The following is a 15167-nucleotide window of genomic DNA, read 5'->3' as shown; positions in this document are numbered from 1 at the left end:
GCGAGAGGGAGAACACCACGCCGTGCCCCCAGGACGGGGGCTTGCGCGGAATGGATCTGAGGGGACGGAATCTCACCCGGTCAGGACAAGAGGTGATCTTGTTACATTCACGCGTACTCCGCAAGGGGGCGTCAGCCCCCAACAAGGTGGCTCCCCCTCGGGTGTCGGCACTGTGGGGGACACCAGGACGGGGGTCGTCGAGGTCGCGGGCGTCGCCTAGAGTTCGTCCCATGACGCTGCTCCGAGCCGCCCCGTCGGCGCCGGCGGCCGGCCGTCCCGAGCGGTCCCGCGCCTCCCCCGGCGACGCGCGCGCCTGGGTCCGGGCGATCGCCGCCGCCGCGCTCGTCGTGCTCGGCATGCGCTTCACCCTGCCGCAGGGCATGCAGGCGGGTTTCGTCGTGGCCGCCCTGCTGCTGCCCGTGTGGTGGGGCTCGCTGCGGCGCCACCACTGGGGGGTCGCGTTCATGGTGGCGGGCCTCCTGGCCGTCGCGCTCGGGCTCTGGCTGGGCGTCGCCAACTCGGGGGACCACGTCTCGTCGTCACCCTCCACGGTGCCGATGACGGTCATCCTCCTCGGCACCATCCTCGGCGTCGGCCTCTTCTTGTGGGGAACGGAGGTCCTGACGCCCGAGCGGGCCGTCCTGTGGTTCGGCATCGGCTTGGCGTTGGGCTTCAGCACGGGCACACCGCTCTTCGCGAGCAACCCCTGGAAGTTCGGGTTCGCCCTGCCGGTGACGGTCATCGCCCTCGCCCTCGCCGCCCGGTACGGACGCCGGTGGGAACTGGCCGTCCTGCTCGCCCTGACGATCGTCGCCGCGCTCAGCGACTTCCGCTCGGCGTTCGGCCTGTTGCTCCTCGCGGCGTTGCTGGTCTTCGCCCAGTTGGCGATCGTCCGCCCGCACCGGCGTCCGTCGGCCGCCGCCGTCCTGATCGGGCTCGGCGTCCTCGGGGTCGTGGTCTTCCAGCTCGGTCAGGCCCTCATCCTCGACGGCTACCTCGGCCTCGCGACCCAGTCGCGCAGCGTGGAGCAGCTCAGGGTCTCGGGCTCCCTCATCCTGGGCGGGCGCCCCGAGCTCGCGGCCACCGCCGCCCTGATGGAGCACCACCCCTGGGGCTTCGGGGCCGGCGTCGTCCCGACGGCGGGCGACATCCAGATCGCCAAAGAAGGCATGAGCAGCATCGGGTACCAACCCGACAACGGCTACGTCGAGCGGTTCATGTTCGGCGGGCACTTCGAGCTGCACTCGGTCGTCGGCGACCTCTGGGCGCAGTCGGGCGTGGTCGGGCTCGTGCTGTCCGCCGTCGTCCTCGGCATCCTCGGGGTCGGCGTCGTCCGTCGCATCGCGGACGGCACCGCCAGCGGCATCTTGCTCTACACCGCGGCGCAGAGCAGCTGGAACCTCTTCTTCGCACCGTTCTACAGCGCGTTCCCGACCCTGGTCGTCGCCTTGGCCCTGGCATTCGTGCCGGTGGCCCGCGACGGGATCGACCGGTTCAGGGTCGGCGCCACTCCTCGACTGCCGTCATCCCGCCAGCCCACCGGCTGACGACCTCGAAGCCGGCGGTCTCGAGGACGACGTCGTCGGCGCGGGCCGTGGGCTCGTCGGCGGGCTCGACGACCCAGAGGCGGTCGACCGCGTCGAGCCTCGCCTCCGGCGAGCCGAGGGGCCAGGCCGTCCCCCGCAGGCTGTCCTGGTCGACGGGCCGGCTGCGGACCGTGACGTCGACGAGACCGTCGAAGGCATCCGGGTAGACGACGGCGACGTTGGACGTCGACCGCTCGACGACCCGAGGCGGATCGGCGTCGAGAGGCGCGAAGTAGACCCCGTCGCCGGGCCGCGCGCCCCGCTCGACCACCGCTGCCGCCTCGGACCAGTCGGTGCCGCTCTTCCCCGTGACCTGACGTTGCGACAGCCAGACCGGGACGCACAGGGCGACGATCACGGCGAGGGCGACCACCCGGGCGCCACGGTGGCGGAGTGCGGTCACGCCGACTCCGACGAGCGCCGCGCACGCCGGCGCCGCGAAGGTGAAGTAGCGGGGGTTGTAGAGCGGGCTCAGCAGCAGGCTGTATCCGACCACGACGGCGGTGGGCACGACGAGCACGGGGACGAGGACCCACAGCGGCCCGGCACGACGGCCGCGCACCCCGGCGACGATCGCAGCCGCCATCGCGATCCACCCCACGAGGGCCAGGGCCACGGAGGCGAGCGCCCAGGGCTCGGTGGGCGACGCCGTCGAGTCCACGCGCGTGGGGGTCCCCCCGAGGAACCACTGGTTGACCACGATCCCCCGGGCGATCTGCACGAGACCCATGTCGTTGTCGCCCAGTTGCCCCTGCTGTCCGGCTGCCAGCAGCACCACCGGCGACGCCGCGAGACCGCCCGCCGCGGCGGAGGCGAGCCAGGCCAGGCGGCGCCTCACCGGGACCCGACGCCAGGCGGCCACGGTCACGGCGTGGGCGACGGCCAGCAGGGCGACGTAGATGTTGAGGGCGGTGCCCACCCCGACGAGGGCGGCGTACCCGATCCACCGCGCCGCGCCTCCTCGGTTCAGCGCGACGACGAGCACGACGGTCGCCCACACGGCCACGGCCGCGCTGGGCCCGAAGGAACGCGCCTCGATCCCCATCCAGGTGATGCGCGGCAGCACGACGGCGACCACCGCACCCGCGACGGCGGCGTCCCGGCGTCCGAGCACGACCAGCAGCCGGTGCACGCCGACGACGGCGACTCCGGCCGCGACCGCGCTCGGGAGGCGGAGGGCCACCGGGGAGGTCCCGGCGACGGTCGTCCAGACGTGCATCAGCAGGTAGTAGGCGGCGTGCACGGCGTCGATGCGCTGGACGAGGGCCCAGAGCTCGGGAAGGCTGCGGGTGGCCGCCGAGACCGTCGCGGCCTCGTCGGTCCACAGCGACACCGTCGACGAACCGACCAGCGCCACGGCGGTGCCGGCGAGACCCAGCGCGAGCGGGACGCCGATCGAGGAGGCGCGAGGTCGTCTCGAGGACGCGGAGGACCCGGCAGGCCGGGTCGTCGTCGGGGTGGTGGTCGTCATGGCCGTCCTCGTGCGTGCCGACCGCGAGCCGTCGCCTCGGGGACGAGGGAGAGGGCGACCGGACCGACGGGTCGGGTGCGGGTGGCCCGGAGTGCTGGCATGCTAGCAGCGGCCCTGGACCCCACCGGCGTCCGGCGGGACGGGCCACCCGACCGAGGAGCCACCATGTCGTCAGACGACCAGACGCCCGACCCCACACCGACGAGGTCCCGTCGGCGCCTGGTGATCGTGCTGGCGGCCGTCGCCGTGGCGCTCGCCCTCGTCGTCGCCTTCGTGGTCGTGCCCGCCGTCTCCGGCGGCGACGCCGACGAACCCGGCGCCGCCGGACCGGGGTCGGGCTCGAGCTCGCCGACGACCGGCGAGTCGTCGGACGACGGGACGACGGCCCCGACCGACACCGCGCCTCCCGCCGCGGGGCCGGACACACCCGAGGCACCACCCGTGGGCCTCGACGAGTCGCCCACCGTCGTGGACGGGGTGACGGTCCGGGTGAAAAGCCTCGACGCGGTCGACGGCGAGGCCACACTGCCCGGTGAGGTGACCGGCCCGGCCGTCCGTGCCGAACTCGAGGTGTACAACTCGTCGGCTGCTCCCGTGGACCTCTCGACCGTCGTGGTCAACCTGGCCTACGGTGCCGGCCGCACACCCGCGAACACGTTCTCGACCGGGACTTCTTCGTTCCCGGCGAGCGTGGCCGCGGGAGCCACGGCCGATGGCGTCTACGTCTTCGCCGTGCCCGTCGACGGGCATTCCGACCTCCGCCTGACCTTCGACTACGCCGTCGACGTGCCGGTCGTCGTCTTCGAGGGATCGACCTCGTAACACCCCTGTACCCACAACGGGGGCCATTGCCCCCCCTTGGGGGGACCTTATAGTCGTCAAGCCATCGGTACCCGAATGCCGATGACGCCTACCCGACCCGAATGAGGCTCCCCCATGGGAAGAACCACCTCGTCGCGCCTTCGTCTCCCCGCGATCGTCGCTGCGTCCGCCGTGCTGTTGTCCGTCCTGGTCGGAGTCCAGCCCGCTGCGGCCGACTCCGCCCCCCTCGACCCGACGTCGCCGTCGACGCCGGCGACCGTCACGGCCGACGCGCTCCCCGCACCCCAGATCGACGGGTCCGTCTTCACGCAGGTGATCGTGGGCAACACCGTCTACGCCGCGGGCAAGTTCACGAAGGCACGCCCGGCGGGCTCGGCAGCGGGCGTCGACGAGGTCCCCCGCAGCTACCTGCTGGCGTACGACATCACCACGGGAGCGCTCTCGACGACGTTCGCGCCGGTGATCGACGGGCAGGTCAAGGCCCTCGCCGCGTCCCCCGACGGCAAACGTCTCTACATCGGCGGCGCCTTCACGAAGGTCAACGGCGTCAACAAGTACCGCCTCGCGGCCCTCGACCCGACCACCGGCGCCCTCGTCACCAGCTGGAACCCCGGCACGAACGCCACGGTGAACGCGATCGCCGCCGTGGGCCCCAACGTCTACATCGCCGGCGTCTTCTCGAGCATCGGCAAGGACACGCGTGCCAAGGCGGCCGCGGTCACCGCCTCGAACGGCACGAACCTCCCGTGGGCTCCGCAGATCGCCGGCGGTGACGTGCTCGGCCTCGTCGCCAGCCCCGACGGCTCGAAGATCGTCCTCGGCGGTTCGTTCAGTTCGGTGAACGGCTCGTCGCAGCCCGGGTACGGGCTCGCCATGGTCGACGCGACCTCGGCGGCCAACCTGCCCGTCCAGGCCAACGACGTCGTCCGCAACGGTGGCGGCCAGGCGGCCATCTACAGCTTGAGCGCCACGGCCAACGGCTTCTACGGGTCGGGCTACACGTTCGGCGGCGGAGGTCGACTCGAAGGCGCCTTCAAGGCGACCTGGAACGGCGACCTCCAGTGGGTCGAGGACTGCCACGGTGACACCTACTCGGTCGCGGCCAACAGCACCGCCGTCTACGTCGCCGGCCACCCGCACTACTGCGGCAACATCGGCGGACAGCCGCAGACCAACCCCTGGACCTTCCAGCGCGCCATGGCGTTCAGCGACTCGGCCACGCAGACCATCACCAACGACCCGATGGGTTACTACAACTTCGCCGGCACTCCCGCCCCCAGCATCCTGAACTGGTTCCCCGACTTCGCCACCGGCACCTACACCGGCCTGAGCCAGGGCCCGTGGAGCGTCGCCGCCAACGACAAGTACGTGGTCTACGGCGGGGAGTTCCCGTCCGTCAACAGCAAGGCGCAGAACGGCCTCGTGCGCTTCGCGGTGTCGAGCATCGCCCCGAACAAGACGGGTCCGGAAGCCTCCGGCGCGCTCTTCACCCCGAGCCTGGTCTCGCTGTCGTCCGGCACGGTCCGGGTCAGCTGGCCGTCCAACTGGGACAAGGACAACGCGAACCTGAGTTACGCCGTCTACCGCGACGGTGACCTCACCAACCCCGTGTACACGACGACCTCGGCCTCGACCTTCTGGAAGCGTCCCGCCCTCGGCTTCGTCGACAAGGACCTCGCGCCCGGCAGCACGCACAGCTACCGCATCCGGGCCACCGACCCGCTCGGCAACACCGTGCTGGGCGACGGCGTGGACGTCACCGTGACCGCCGACAAGGCCTCGCCCTACGTCAAGCAGGTCACCGCCGACGGAGCCACCTCGCTGTGGCGCCTCGGCGAGAAGAGCGGCTCGACCGTCTACGACTGGGTCGGCTACGACGACCAGCAGGCCCAGGCCGGCGTGACGCGTGGCACCACCGGTCAGACCGCCTCCGACTCCGACGGCGCCAGCACCTTCTCCGGCACCGACACGGGCCTCTCGTCCACGACCTCGGCCATCGCCGGCCCGCAGACCTTCTCGGTCGAGGCCTGGTTCCGCACGACGTCGACCACCGGTGGCAAGATCGTCGGCTTCGGCAGCAACCGCACCGGCGCCTCGAACTCGTACGACCGGCACCTCTACATGGACCCCCGGGGCCGTGTGTCCTTCGGCGTCTACCCGGGTTCGTCCCGCATCATCACCAGCCCGACCGCCCTCAACGACGGTGAGTGGCACCAGGTCGTGGGCACGCTGAGCTCGGCCGGCCAGTCGTTCTTCGTAGACGGCAAGAAGGTCGCGACCGACGCCGGCACGACGGGTGGCCAGGACTACACGGGCTACTGGCGCATCGGCGGTGACAACAACTGGGACGGCGCCCCGTACTTCCAGGGCGACATCGACGACGTCTCCGTGTACCCGGCCGCCCTGAGCGCCAAGCAGGTCGACGGCCAGTGGGTCGCCTCGGGCCGCACGAGCAAGCTGCCCAAGGCCCCGGCCGACGCCTACGGCGCCCGGGTGTTCCAGGACGACCCCGAGGCGTACTTCCGCCTCGACGGGGACGCCTCCACCGTCTCGGCCGACTCGTCGCCCGTCGGCACCAACGGCGTCGTCAGCGGCGGCGTGGCCACCGGCGGCACGTCCGCCGTCGGCGGTTCCGGCCAGTCGGCGACGTTCAACGGCCAGGACGCCGGCGTCGCGACCACCACCTCGTACGACACCCCGAACAACTACACGCTCGAGACCTGGTTCAACACGACGACGACCTCGGGCGGCAAGCTGATCGGCTTCGGCAACCAGCAGACCGGCTACAGCGGCAACTACGACCGCCACGTGTACATGGAGCAGGACGGTCGCCTGCAGTTCGGCAACTGGACCGGTCGGATGAACCTCGCGAGCAGCACGGCGAGCTACAACGACGGCCGTTGGCACCACGTGGTCGCCACGCAGGGCTCGGACGGCATGAAGCTCTACGTCGACGGCGCCCAGGTCGGGTCGAACCCGACCACTGCCTCGGACGGCTACCGCGGGTTCTGGCGCCTCGGCGGCGACAGCTCGTGGAACTCTGGTTCGGGCTACTGGGCCGGGAGCCTCGACGAGGCCGCGGTCTACGCCCGACCCCTCGACGCCACCACGGTCGCGCAGCACTACGCGCTCGGTGCGAACAAGCCGAACGCCGCGCCCACGGCGGCCTTCACCTCGACGCCCACCGGTCTCGGCGTCGCCTTCGACGGCCGCACCTCGGTCGACCGCGACGGGACGATCGCCTCGTACGGCTGGGACTTCGGCGACGGGAGCGCCCCGGCCAGCGGCGCCACCCCCTCGCACGCCTACGCCGCGGGGGGCACCTACACCGTCACCCTCACCGTGACGGACGACCAGGGAGCCGTCGGCACGTCGACCGCCACCGTCACCGTGACGGCGCCCCGGGTGAACGCGGCACCGACCGCCTCGTTCACCTCGGTGGTCGACCACCTGGCCGTCGCCGTGGACGCGAGCACCTCGACCGACTCCGACGGGACCGTCGCGTCGTACCGTTGGGACTTCGGTGACGGCACCGTCGCCGCAACGGGTCCGACCGCGAACCACACGTACGCCGCTGCCGGCACCTACACGGTGACGCTCGTCGTGACGGACTCCGAGGGTGCCACCGGCACCTCGACGGGGACGGTCACGGTCGCCCCGGCTCCCCCGGTGAACGTGGCCCCGACGGCCTCGTTCACGAGCGCCGCCACGGGACTGGCCGTCTCGACCGACGCCACCGCGTCGACCGACCCCGACGGCACCGTCGCGGCCTACGCCTGGACGTTCGGCGACGGAGGCACGGCCACGGGCAGGACGGCCGCGCACACCTACGCGGCGGCCGGCACCTACACGGTGACCCTCACCGTGACCGACGACAAGGGCGCCACGGGCACCTCGACCGGCAGCGTGACCGTCGCGCCGATCCCGAACGCTGCTCCGACGGCCTCGTTCACGACGTCGGCCAAGGCCCTCTCGGTCTCGACCGACGGACGCGCCTCGACCGACTCCGACGGCACCGTCACGGCGTACGCCTGGGACTTCGGCGACGGAGGCACGGCGACCGGCAGCACGGCGGCCCACGACTACGCCGTCGGCGGCACCTACACCGTGACCCTCACGGTGACCGACGACAAGGGAGCCACCGCGACCCGCACCTCCACGGTGACGGTCACCGCGCCTCCCGTGGTCACGGCCGCGGTCAAGGACGGCTTCGGACGCTCGGTGACGGGCGGCTGGGGCACGGCGGAGGTCGGCGGCACCTGGGCCCGCACCGGCAGCGCGTCGCAGTACGCGGTGACCGGCGGGGTCGGCACGCAGTTCCTCGGGGCAGCGGGCTACAACACCTCCATGGCACTCACCGGCGTCAGCACGACCGACGCCGACCTGCGCACCAGCGTGAGCCTCGACAAGGCGGCCACCGGTGGCGGCACCTTCGTCTACGTGACCGGCCGCAAGGTCGCGACGAACTCGGAGTACCGCGCGACCCTGCGCTACCGCTCCGACGGACGCGCCGTCGTCGCCCTGACCGCCTTCAAGGGATCGGCCTCCGGCGTGAACCTGGTGGGCGAGACGCTCGTGCCCGGCACGATCGCCCCCGGTGCGAAGCTCAACGTCCGACTCGAGGTGAGCGGCTCGGGCACGACGACGATCCGCGCCAAGGTCTGGGCGGACGGCACCGCGGAGCCCACGGCCTGGACGGTGTCGGCCACCGACACCTTCGCCGGCCTGCAGGCACCCGGCTGGGTCGCCCTCGGCGCCTACACCTCGGGAAGCACCACCAACGCCCCGCAGACGGTCTCGTTCGACGACCTGAGCGTCTTCAAGCCGTGACCGACGCCGCCCCGGAGCACGCGAGCAGGCTCGTCGTCCAGCAGTCGTTCCCGCGACCGCGACCGACGACGAACCCCTACCTCGTGATGCTCCGGGACGCCGTCGGCGCGGTGCCCGGGGTGGAGGTGCGCACCTTCGACTGGAAGGGCGCCCTCCTGGGCCGCTACGACGTCTTCCACGTGCACTGGCCCGAGATCCTCGTCTCGGGGCAGAGCCCGCTCAAGGCGCTCGTGCGTCAGGCGTTGACCGTCGCCCTGGTGACGAAGCTGCGGCTGACGCGCACCCCGATCGTCCGCACCGAGCACAACCTCGAGCTGCCGAGCGGCATCTCCCGGCGCGAGCGCGTCCTGTTGCGCTGGATCGAGCGACGCACCGCGCTCTGGGTGCGGCTGAACGACGAGACGCCCGAGCACGCCGACGCACTCGGCGCGCTCATCCCCCACGGCCACTACGTCGACTGGTTCGCCCGCTGGCCGTGGCCGTCGCGCGAGGCAGGCCGGGTGTCGTACTTCGGCTTCATCCGCCGCTACAAGGGGGTCGACGGCCTCGTCCGGGCCTTCCGAGGCGTCCGGGGCGACGACCGGAGGCTGCACGCCGCCGGCAAGCCCTCGACGCCCGAGCTCGCCCACGGGCTCGAGCAGCTCGCGGCCGACGATCCCCGGGTCAGCCTCGACCTGCGTTTCCTCGACGACGAGGACCTCATCGACGTGGTGCGCCGGGCCGAGCTGGTCGTGCTGCCCTACCGCGAGATGCACAACTCGGGCGGGGTGCTGACGGCGTTGTCGCTCGGCCGGCCCGTGCTCGTGCCCGCCAACGAGGTCAACGCCCGCCTGGCCGACGAGGTCGGAGCCGACTGGGTCCGGCAGTACGCCGACGAACTCGGTCCCGACGACGTCGAGGACGCGCTCGACGCGGCCTCGCGGCTCGACGACGACGCGCGCCCCGACCTGTCGGCCCGCGACTGGGACCGCGCCGGCGAAGCACACGTCGCGGCCTACCGTCGGGCGATCGCCGCGACCCGTGGTCGACGTGCCGTCGGCGGACGCCGGGCGCGCCCGTGAGCTCAGCCGTCGACGCGGCCGTACTCGCGGTACCCCGCGCCCCACGCGCCCGCCACCATGCCGGCGCCCCGGGCCATCGTCCGGATGCCGCGAGCCCGCTGCCCCAGCGACCGTCGACCGAGGGGGCGGGTCACCGTGCCGACCGCGTACCGGCCCAGCCCGCCGACGACGCGCACGCCGCCCTTGGCCGACAGCCGGAGGCGCGTGGACAGTCGCGAGGGCCCTCGCGCGGACAGCATCACCGAGGTGAGGCTCCAACCGTTGCCGCTGCTGTAGGCACGCTGCACGACCCATCGCCGCGTGACGCGGTGGGCGGGGACGACGTCCGTGACGACCGCCTCGGCGCACCACAGGATCGTGCCGCCACCGGCGACCAGGCTGCGGGTGAACAGGGTGTCCTCGCCACCGAGCTGGCCGAGGGCCACGTCGAAGGCCAGGCCCTGGCGACGCACCTCGACGAGGTCGAGCAGCAGGTTGTTGGTGGCGGCGACGTCGACGGGCGTGCCGGTCGCGAGTCGGCGTCGCACGAAGAAGCGTCCTTCGACGATGAAGGGCTCGGGCTCGACCTCGTACTCGCTGCGCACGGGACCGACGACGGCCGCGGCACCCGTCTCGGCCTGCAGGGAGACCAGGGCGCCCAGCCACCCGTCGGACGGCCGCTCGTCGTCGTCGATGAAGACCAGCACGTCGCCGTCGCCGCTCTCGGCGAGCGCACGGTTGCGGGCCGAGGCGATGCCCGGCGTGGCCTCGACGACGTAGTCGACCGTCACGGGTCCGGCACCGTCGCCCGGGTCGGCCGCCGCGAGCGCCGCCTCCTCGACGCGTCCACGGCCCGACCCGCTCGCGTCGTTGTCGACGACGAGCACGCGCGCCTCGACGCCGAGTCCGCGGACGCTGCGGGCCTGCTCGACGAGCAGCGGCAGCACCGCGTCGAGATCGCGCGGCCGGCGGAAGGTCAGCACGGCGATGGTCAGGAGGCGCGGCGTGGTCGGGTCAGTCGTCACGGCCCCCAGCATGTCAGGTCGGTGAGGGGCGACGGGCCCTGCACCGCGCCTCCTGCGGGTGGACGGGGGACGAACCGTGGGTGAGTCGTTCGCCGGCCTCTCGGTGGTCGTCGTCAACTACGGTTCGACCGACCTGCTGCGCCAGAACCTCGCGCCCGTCTCACGGGCGACGGAGGGCCTCGTCGTGGTCGTCGTCGACAACTGGTCGGGAGCGGCCGAGCGCGCCCGCGTGAGCGAGCTCGCCGCGGCCGAGGGCTGGCACCTCGTCGCGCCCGACGGCAACGAGGGTTTCGGCACCGGCGTCAACCTCGGCGTCGCCCGGGCCCGTGAGGCCGGGGCGCGTCACCACGTGCTGCTCAACCCGGACGCCGTCGCGGACGCGGGAGCCCTCACCGCCCTGCACCGCGCCTCCTCGTCCGACCCGCTGACGATGAGCGCGCCGACCGTGCTGCGCCCCGACGGCAGCGTCTGGTCGGCGGGCAGCGACCTGTACCTCGACGACGGCCGCATCCGCTCGCGGCGACGACGGCTGCCCGGCGTCCGCGTCGAGGAGTGGCTGAGCGGCGCCTGCCTCGTGCTGAGCGACGACCTCTGGCAGCGCTGCGGCGGCTTCGACGACGACTACTTCCTGTACTGGGAGGACGTCGACCTGTCGCGTCGCGTCGTCGGTTCGGGAGGCGCGCTGCGGCTGCTCGACGACGTCACCGTCGTCCACGCCGAGGGCGGCACGCAGACCGACGGCGGGGCCGACCGGTCGGGGCAGGCGAAGTCGGCGGGGTACTACCGGTACAACATCCGCAACCGGCTGCTGTTCGCCGCGAAGCACCTCGGCGACGACGACCTCCGCCGGTGGCGCCGACTGACCCCCCGCATCGCGTGGGAGGTGCTGCTGCAGGGCGGGCGGCGCCAGTTCGTCCGGTCACCGGGCACGCTGCTCGTCGGACTGCGGGCCGTCCTCGAGGGGCGACGGATCGTGGCGACCGAGCTGCGTCGACGACGAGCCCGAGAGAGGGTTTGATAAATTTATCAACGGTCGACCCGGGCTCTGATAAATTTATCACCGTGCGATCTCCCCTCACCAACCCGTTCCAGGCGGGCTCCGACGTCGTCCCCGACGTCTGGGCCGGCCGAACCGAGCAGCTGAGCGACTGGCACCAGGTCCTGCGACCCCGCCGACGTGCGGGTCTGTACGAGACCGGACGGACGATCCTCGGCGAACCGGGCACCGGCAAGTCGAGCCTCGTCCGACGCATCGCCCGCGACGCCGCCGAGGCCGGCGACTGGGTCACGCCTCAGCTGCGCATGCCCACCGGGGCCGATCCGCTCAAGATCATCGCCTCCGCCGTCCTGCGTCTGGCCGACGGCGCCGGGCTCCGTGCCTCGACCCGTCGGGGCGTGCTCGACCTGCTCGCCAGGGTCGAGCAGGTGGCCGTGACCGGCTTCTCGGTGACGACGCGCGGCGCCGACGGCCCCGAGCCGTTCACGGCGCTCTTCGAACTCCTCGTCGAACTCGGCCAGGCGGCGATCGAGCAGGACGCCGTCGTCGTGATCCACGTCGACGAGGTGCAGAACATCGGCGACGAGGCCGCCCTCTCGCAACTGCTCATCGCGCTCGGCGACACCCTCTCGCACGAGGTCGAGGTCGCCGTCCCCGGTGGAGGCACCGTGTCCCGGCACCTGCCCGTCGCCGTCTACCTGACGGGCCTCCCCGACTTCGAGGACATGGCGGGTGCCCGCAAGGGGGCGACCTTCGCCCGGCGGTTCCGGACCACCACGCTGGGCCCCCTCGACGAGGGCGACATCCTCGAAGCACTCCAGCCGTTCGTGATCGCCGGATGGGAGACCCCGGGCGAACACGGCGTCGTCGAGACCGTCCGCATGGACCCCGCGGCGGCCAGGGCCATCGCGGCCCTCAGCTGCGGAGAGCCCTTCCTGTTCCAGCTCGCCGGGCAGCGGGCGTGGAACGTCGGGACGGCACCCGTCGTGTCCGAGGACGACGTCGTGGCGGGCTGGCGCGGAGCCGAGGGCGAAGCGTCGGCCCACGTCGAGCGCATCCTGAACCGCCTCCCCCCACGAGAGCACGAGTTCCTCCGGGCGATGGCGTCGCTGCCCCCGGCAGGGCGCACCCTGAACGCCATCGCCGAGGCGATGGGCCTGGCCTCGGGCGCCCAGCTCGGGCCCACCTCGCAACGGCTCGACACGGTGCGCGGGGTGGTGAGCCGGGGCAAGCCGTACGCGTTCCGCAACCGTGCCGTCGAGGCGTACCTGACGACGGACTGGCCCCGGACCGCCTGAGCCCCGACCAGGAGTCGCGCCTCGGTGGGGACCGGTGCCACCACGATCTCCGACCATCGGTCGATCCCCGGTGGCTGGGCGCTTCCTAAGCTCGACCCATGAGCACAGCCACCGCACGACCCGAGACCGCGACACCGGCGAGCGCCGACGGCGGGTGGTGCCGGGCCGTCACGGGCCCGCCGGCTCTGGGCGGGCTCGTGGCGCCTCGCCGTCGCCGTCCTCGTCGGGCTGGTCTCCTTCGCCGTGGTCTGGCCGTCGACGGACGTGAGCGGCTGGAGCGACGCCCGGTTCGGGGCCTCCCTGGTCGGAGACGTGCTCGCCGGGCTGACCGCCCTCGCCCTCGTCCCCTTCCGCCACCGGGCACCGCTCGTCGTCGGCCTCGTGGTCCTCGCCCTGGGATCGTTCTCGACGCTCGCGGTCGGGGCCGCCGTCCTGGTCGTCGTGTCGCTGGCCACGCGCCGACGGCCCGGCGAGATCGTGGCCGCCGGTGTCGTGTTCGTCGCGGCCACGGTGGTCGCGGAACTCCTCGTGTTCCGTTCGTGGGAGGACGGGTGGTCCGCCGGGTGGGCGGCGGTCGCCCTGGCCGTCGTCGCCCTCGCCTACGCTCTCCTCGCTCTCGTCGGGGTGGTCGTCGGCTCCCGACGCGCCCTGATCGCCTCGCTGCGCGAACGGGCCCTCCTCGTCGAACGCGACCAGGTGCTCCGCGAGGAGCGGGCCCGCGACGGAGAGCGGGCACACCTGGCCCGCGAGATGCACGACGTCCTCGGCCACCGGCTCTCCCTCGTCGCCCTCCACGCCGGGGCGCTCGAGTACCGGGGCCGCGACCTCGACCCCGACGAGACCGTCGCCGCCGCGGCCGTCGTCCGGGCCGAGGCCCACGCGGCCCTCTCCGACCTCCGGGACGTGCTGGGGGTGCTGCGCGACCCGGAGGCGGGCGGGGCCTCCGAGGTCACGGTCACCGCGCCTCCTCAACCCACGCTGCGCGAGCTCGACGCCCTGGTCGAGGAGGCGCGGGAGGCCGGTTCACCGGTCACGTCGGTGATCGACGACGCGGCCCGCTCGGCCGAGGTGCCGACCGCCGTCGGACGACACGCCTATCGCATCGTCCAGGAAGCCCTCACGAACGCCCGACGTCACGCTCCCGGACAGCCGGTCCGGGTGACGGTGTCGGTCGAGGCGGCTCCGACGGACGTCGTCCGCATCCGCGTGACGAACCCCGCGCCCCACGGGCCGTCCGACGCCGCGAGGGACGGCCACGGCCTCGCCGGGCTGGCCGAACGCGCCCGCCTGGTGGGCGGCCGGTTCCGGGCGGGCCCCGACGGGGACGACTTCGTCGTCGAGGCCGATCTGCCGTGGACGCGATGACCGTCGTGCGTCCGGTGCGGGTCGTCGTGGTCGACGACGACGCCCTGGTGCGGTCGGGGCTGCGCCTCATCCTGGGCGGACACACGGACGTCGACGTCGTGGGCGAGGCCGTGGACGGGCTCGACGCCGAGGACGTCATCGACCGCACGGAACCGGACGTCGTGTTGATGGACATCCGCATGCCGCGCTGCGACGGGCTCGAGGCGACCGAGCGTGAACTGGTCCGACGGCCCGACCTGCGGGTGATCGTGCTGACGACCTTCGAGGCAGACGACCTCGTGCTGGGGGCCCTTCAGCGCGGCGCCCGCGGGTTCCTCGTGAAGGACACCCCTCCGCACGAACTCGTCGAGGCCGTGCTCGCCGTCGCGCGGGGGCGATCCATCCTCTCGCCGAGCGTGCTCGACCGCGTCATCGCCGCCGCCACCCGGACCACCGCGGCGGACGAGGCGGGCTCGGCCGCCGACGCCCGCGCCCGGCTGGCCCTGCTGACCGACCGCGAGAGGGAGGTGGCCGTCGCGGTGGCCGAGGGGGCGTCGAACGCCGAGATCGCCGCCGACCTCTTCGTCAGCGTCGCCACCGTGAAGACCCACGTCGGCCACGCGTACGACAAGCTCGACGTCGGCAACCGCGTGCAGCTGGCGCTCGTCGTCCGGGCGGCCCGACCCGACGCCACGCAGCCCGTGTCCACCACGACCGCGTGACGATGGCCGGACCGGCCGCCCGGAGCGACCGG

The 15167-nt window shown here is 72.9% G+C and carries 10 protein-coding genes; 8 read left to right on the top strand and 2 right to left on the bottom strand.

Features of this window, described 5'->3' with window-relative positions; genetic code table 11:
- Positions 1–230 precede the first annotated feature (230 nt).
- Complete coding sequence (locus ACVJ1F_RS09560) at positions 231–1547, top strand: hypothetical protein (RefSeq protein WP_456885791.1); 1317 nt, start codon at positions 231–233, stop codon at positions 1545–1547.
- On the opposite strand, the gene ACVJ1F_RS09555 is transcribed toward ACVJ1F_RS09560, so the two are convergent.
- Positions 1495–3057 (bottom strand): glycosyltransferase family 39 protein, encoded by a 1563-nt coding sequence (locus tag ACVJ1F_RS09555; protein WP_456885789.1) that lies wholly within the window; start codon positions 3055–3057, stop codon positions 1495–1497. The two genes, ACVJ1F_RS09560 and ACVJ1F_RS09555, sit on opposite strands and share 53 nt — an antisense overlap.
- Positions 3058–3222: 165 nt before the next feature.
- Here ACVJ1F_RS09555 and ACVJ1F_RS09550 point away from each other — a divergent pair, with 165 nt between their 5' ends.
- The 3 genes from ACVJ1F_RS09550 to ACVJ1F_RS09540 all read left to right on the top strand — a co-directional run bounded on the left by ACVJ1F_RS09550 (position 3223) and on the right by ACVJ1F_RS09540 (position 9770).
- Positions 3223–3879: a hypothetical protein gene (locus tag ACVJ1F_RS09550; protein WP_456885787.1), complete on the top strand. Its 657-nt coding sequence runs from the start codon at positions 3223–3225 to the stop codon at positions 3877–3879.
- A gap of 114 nt (positions 3880–3993) precedes the next feature.
- A complete protein-coding gene (locus tag ACVJ1F_RS09545) occupies positions 3994–8709 on the top strand; it encodes a PKD domain-containing protein (protein WP_456885785.1) in 4716 nt (1571 codons plus the stop codon).
- Positions 8706–9770 carry a glycosyltransferase gene (locus ACVJ1F_RS09540; protein WP_456885784.1) on the top strand — a complete coding sequence of 355 codons (1065 nt, stop codon included), beginning with the start codon at positions 8706–8708 and terminating at the stop codon, positions 9768–9770. The genes ACVJ1F_RS09545 and ACVJ1F_RS09540 overlap by 4 nt, the downstream gene beginning before the upstream one ends.
- Before the next feature lie 2 nt (positions 9771–9772).
- Here the strand turns inward: ACVJ1F_RS09540 and ACVJ1F_RS09535 are convergent, their stop codons facing one another.
- Positions 9773–10774 carry a glycosyltransferase family 2 protein gene (locus ACVJ1F_RS09535; RefSeq protein WP_456885782.1) on the bottom strand — a complete coding sequence of 334 codons (1002 nt, stop codon included), beginning with the start codon at positions 10772–10774 and terminating at the stop codon, positions 9773–9775.
- 76 nt (positions 10775–10850) lie between these two features.
- Here ACVJ1F_RS09535 and ACVJ1F_RS09530 point away from each other — a divergent pair, with 76 nt between their 5' ends.
- From ACVJ1F_RS09530 to ACVJ1F_RS09515, 4 genes are all read left to right on the top strand, one after another.
- On the top strand, positions 10851–11792 hold the full coding sequence (locus ACVJ1F_RS09530) for a glycosyltransferase family 2 protein (RefSeq protein ID WP_456885780.1): 942 nt from the start codon (positions 10851–10853) through the stop codon (positions 11790–11792).
- A gap of 44 nt (positions 11793–11836) precedes the next feature.
- Complete coding sequence (locus ACVJ1F_RS09525) at positions 11837–13069, top strand: ATP-binding protein (protein WP_200412377.1); 1233 nt, start codon at positions 11837–11839, stop codon at positions 13067–13069.
- A 264-nt stretch (positions 13070–13333) separates the two neighbouring features.
- On the top strand, positions 13334–14434 hold the full coding sequence (locus tag ACVJ1F_RS09520; RefSeq protein ID WP_456885777.1) for a sensor histidine kinase: 1101 nt from the start codon (positions 13334–13336) through the stop codon (positions 14432–14434).
- Complete coding sequence (locus ACVJ1F_RS09515; RefSeq protein WP_123571478.1) at positions 14431–15135, top strand: response regulator; 705 nt, start codon at positions 14431–14433, stop codon at positions 15133–15135. The genes ACVJ1F_RS09520 and ACVJ1F_RS09515 overlap by 4 nt, the downstream gene beginning before the upstream one ends.
- Positions 15136–15167: the final 32 nt, after the last annotated feature.

It is taken from the genome of Frigoribacterium sp. 2355 (assembly GCF_054060695.1).
This window is presented reverse-complemented; position numbering and strand designations above follow the sequence as displayed.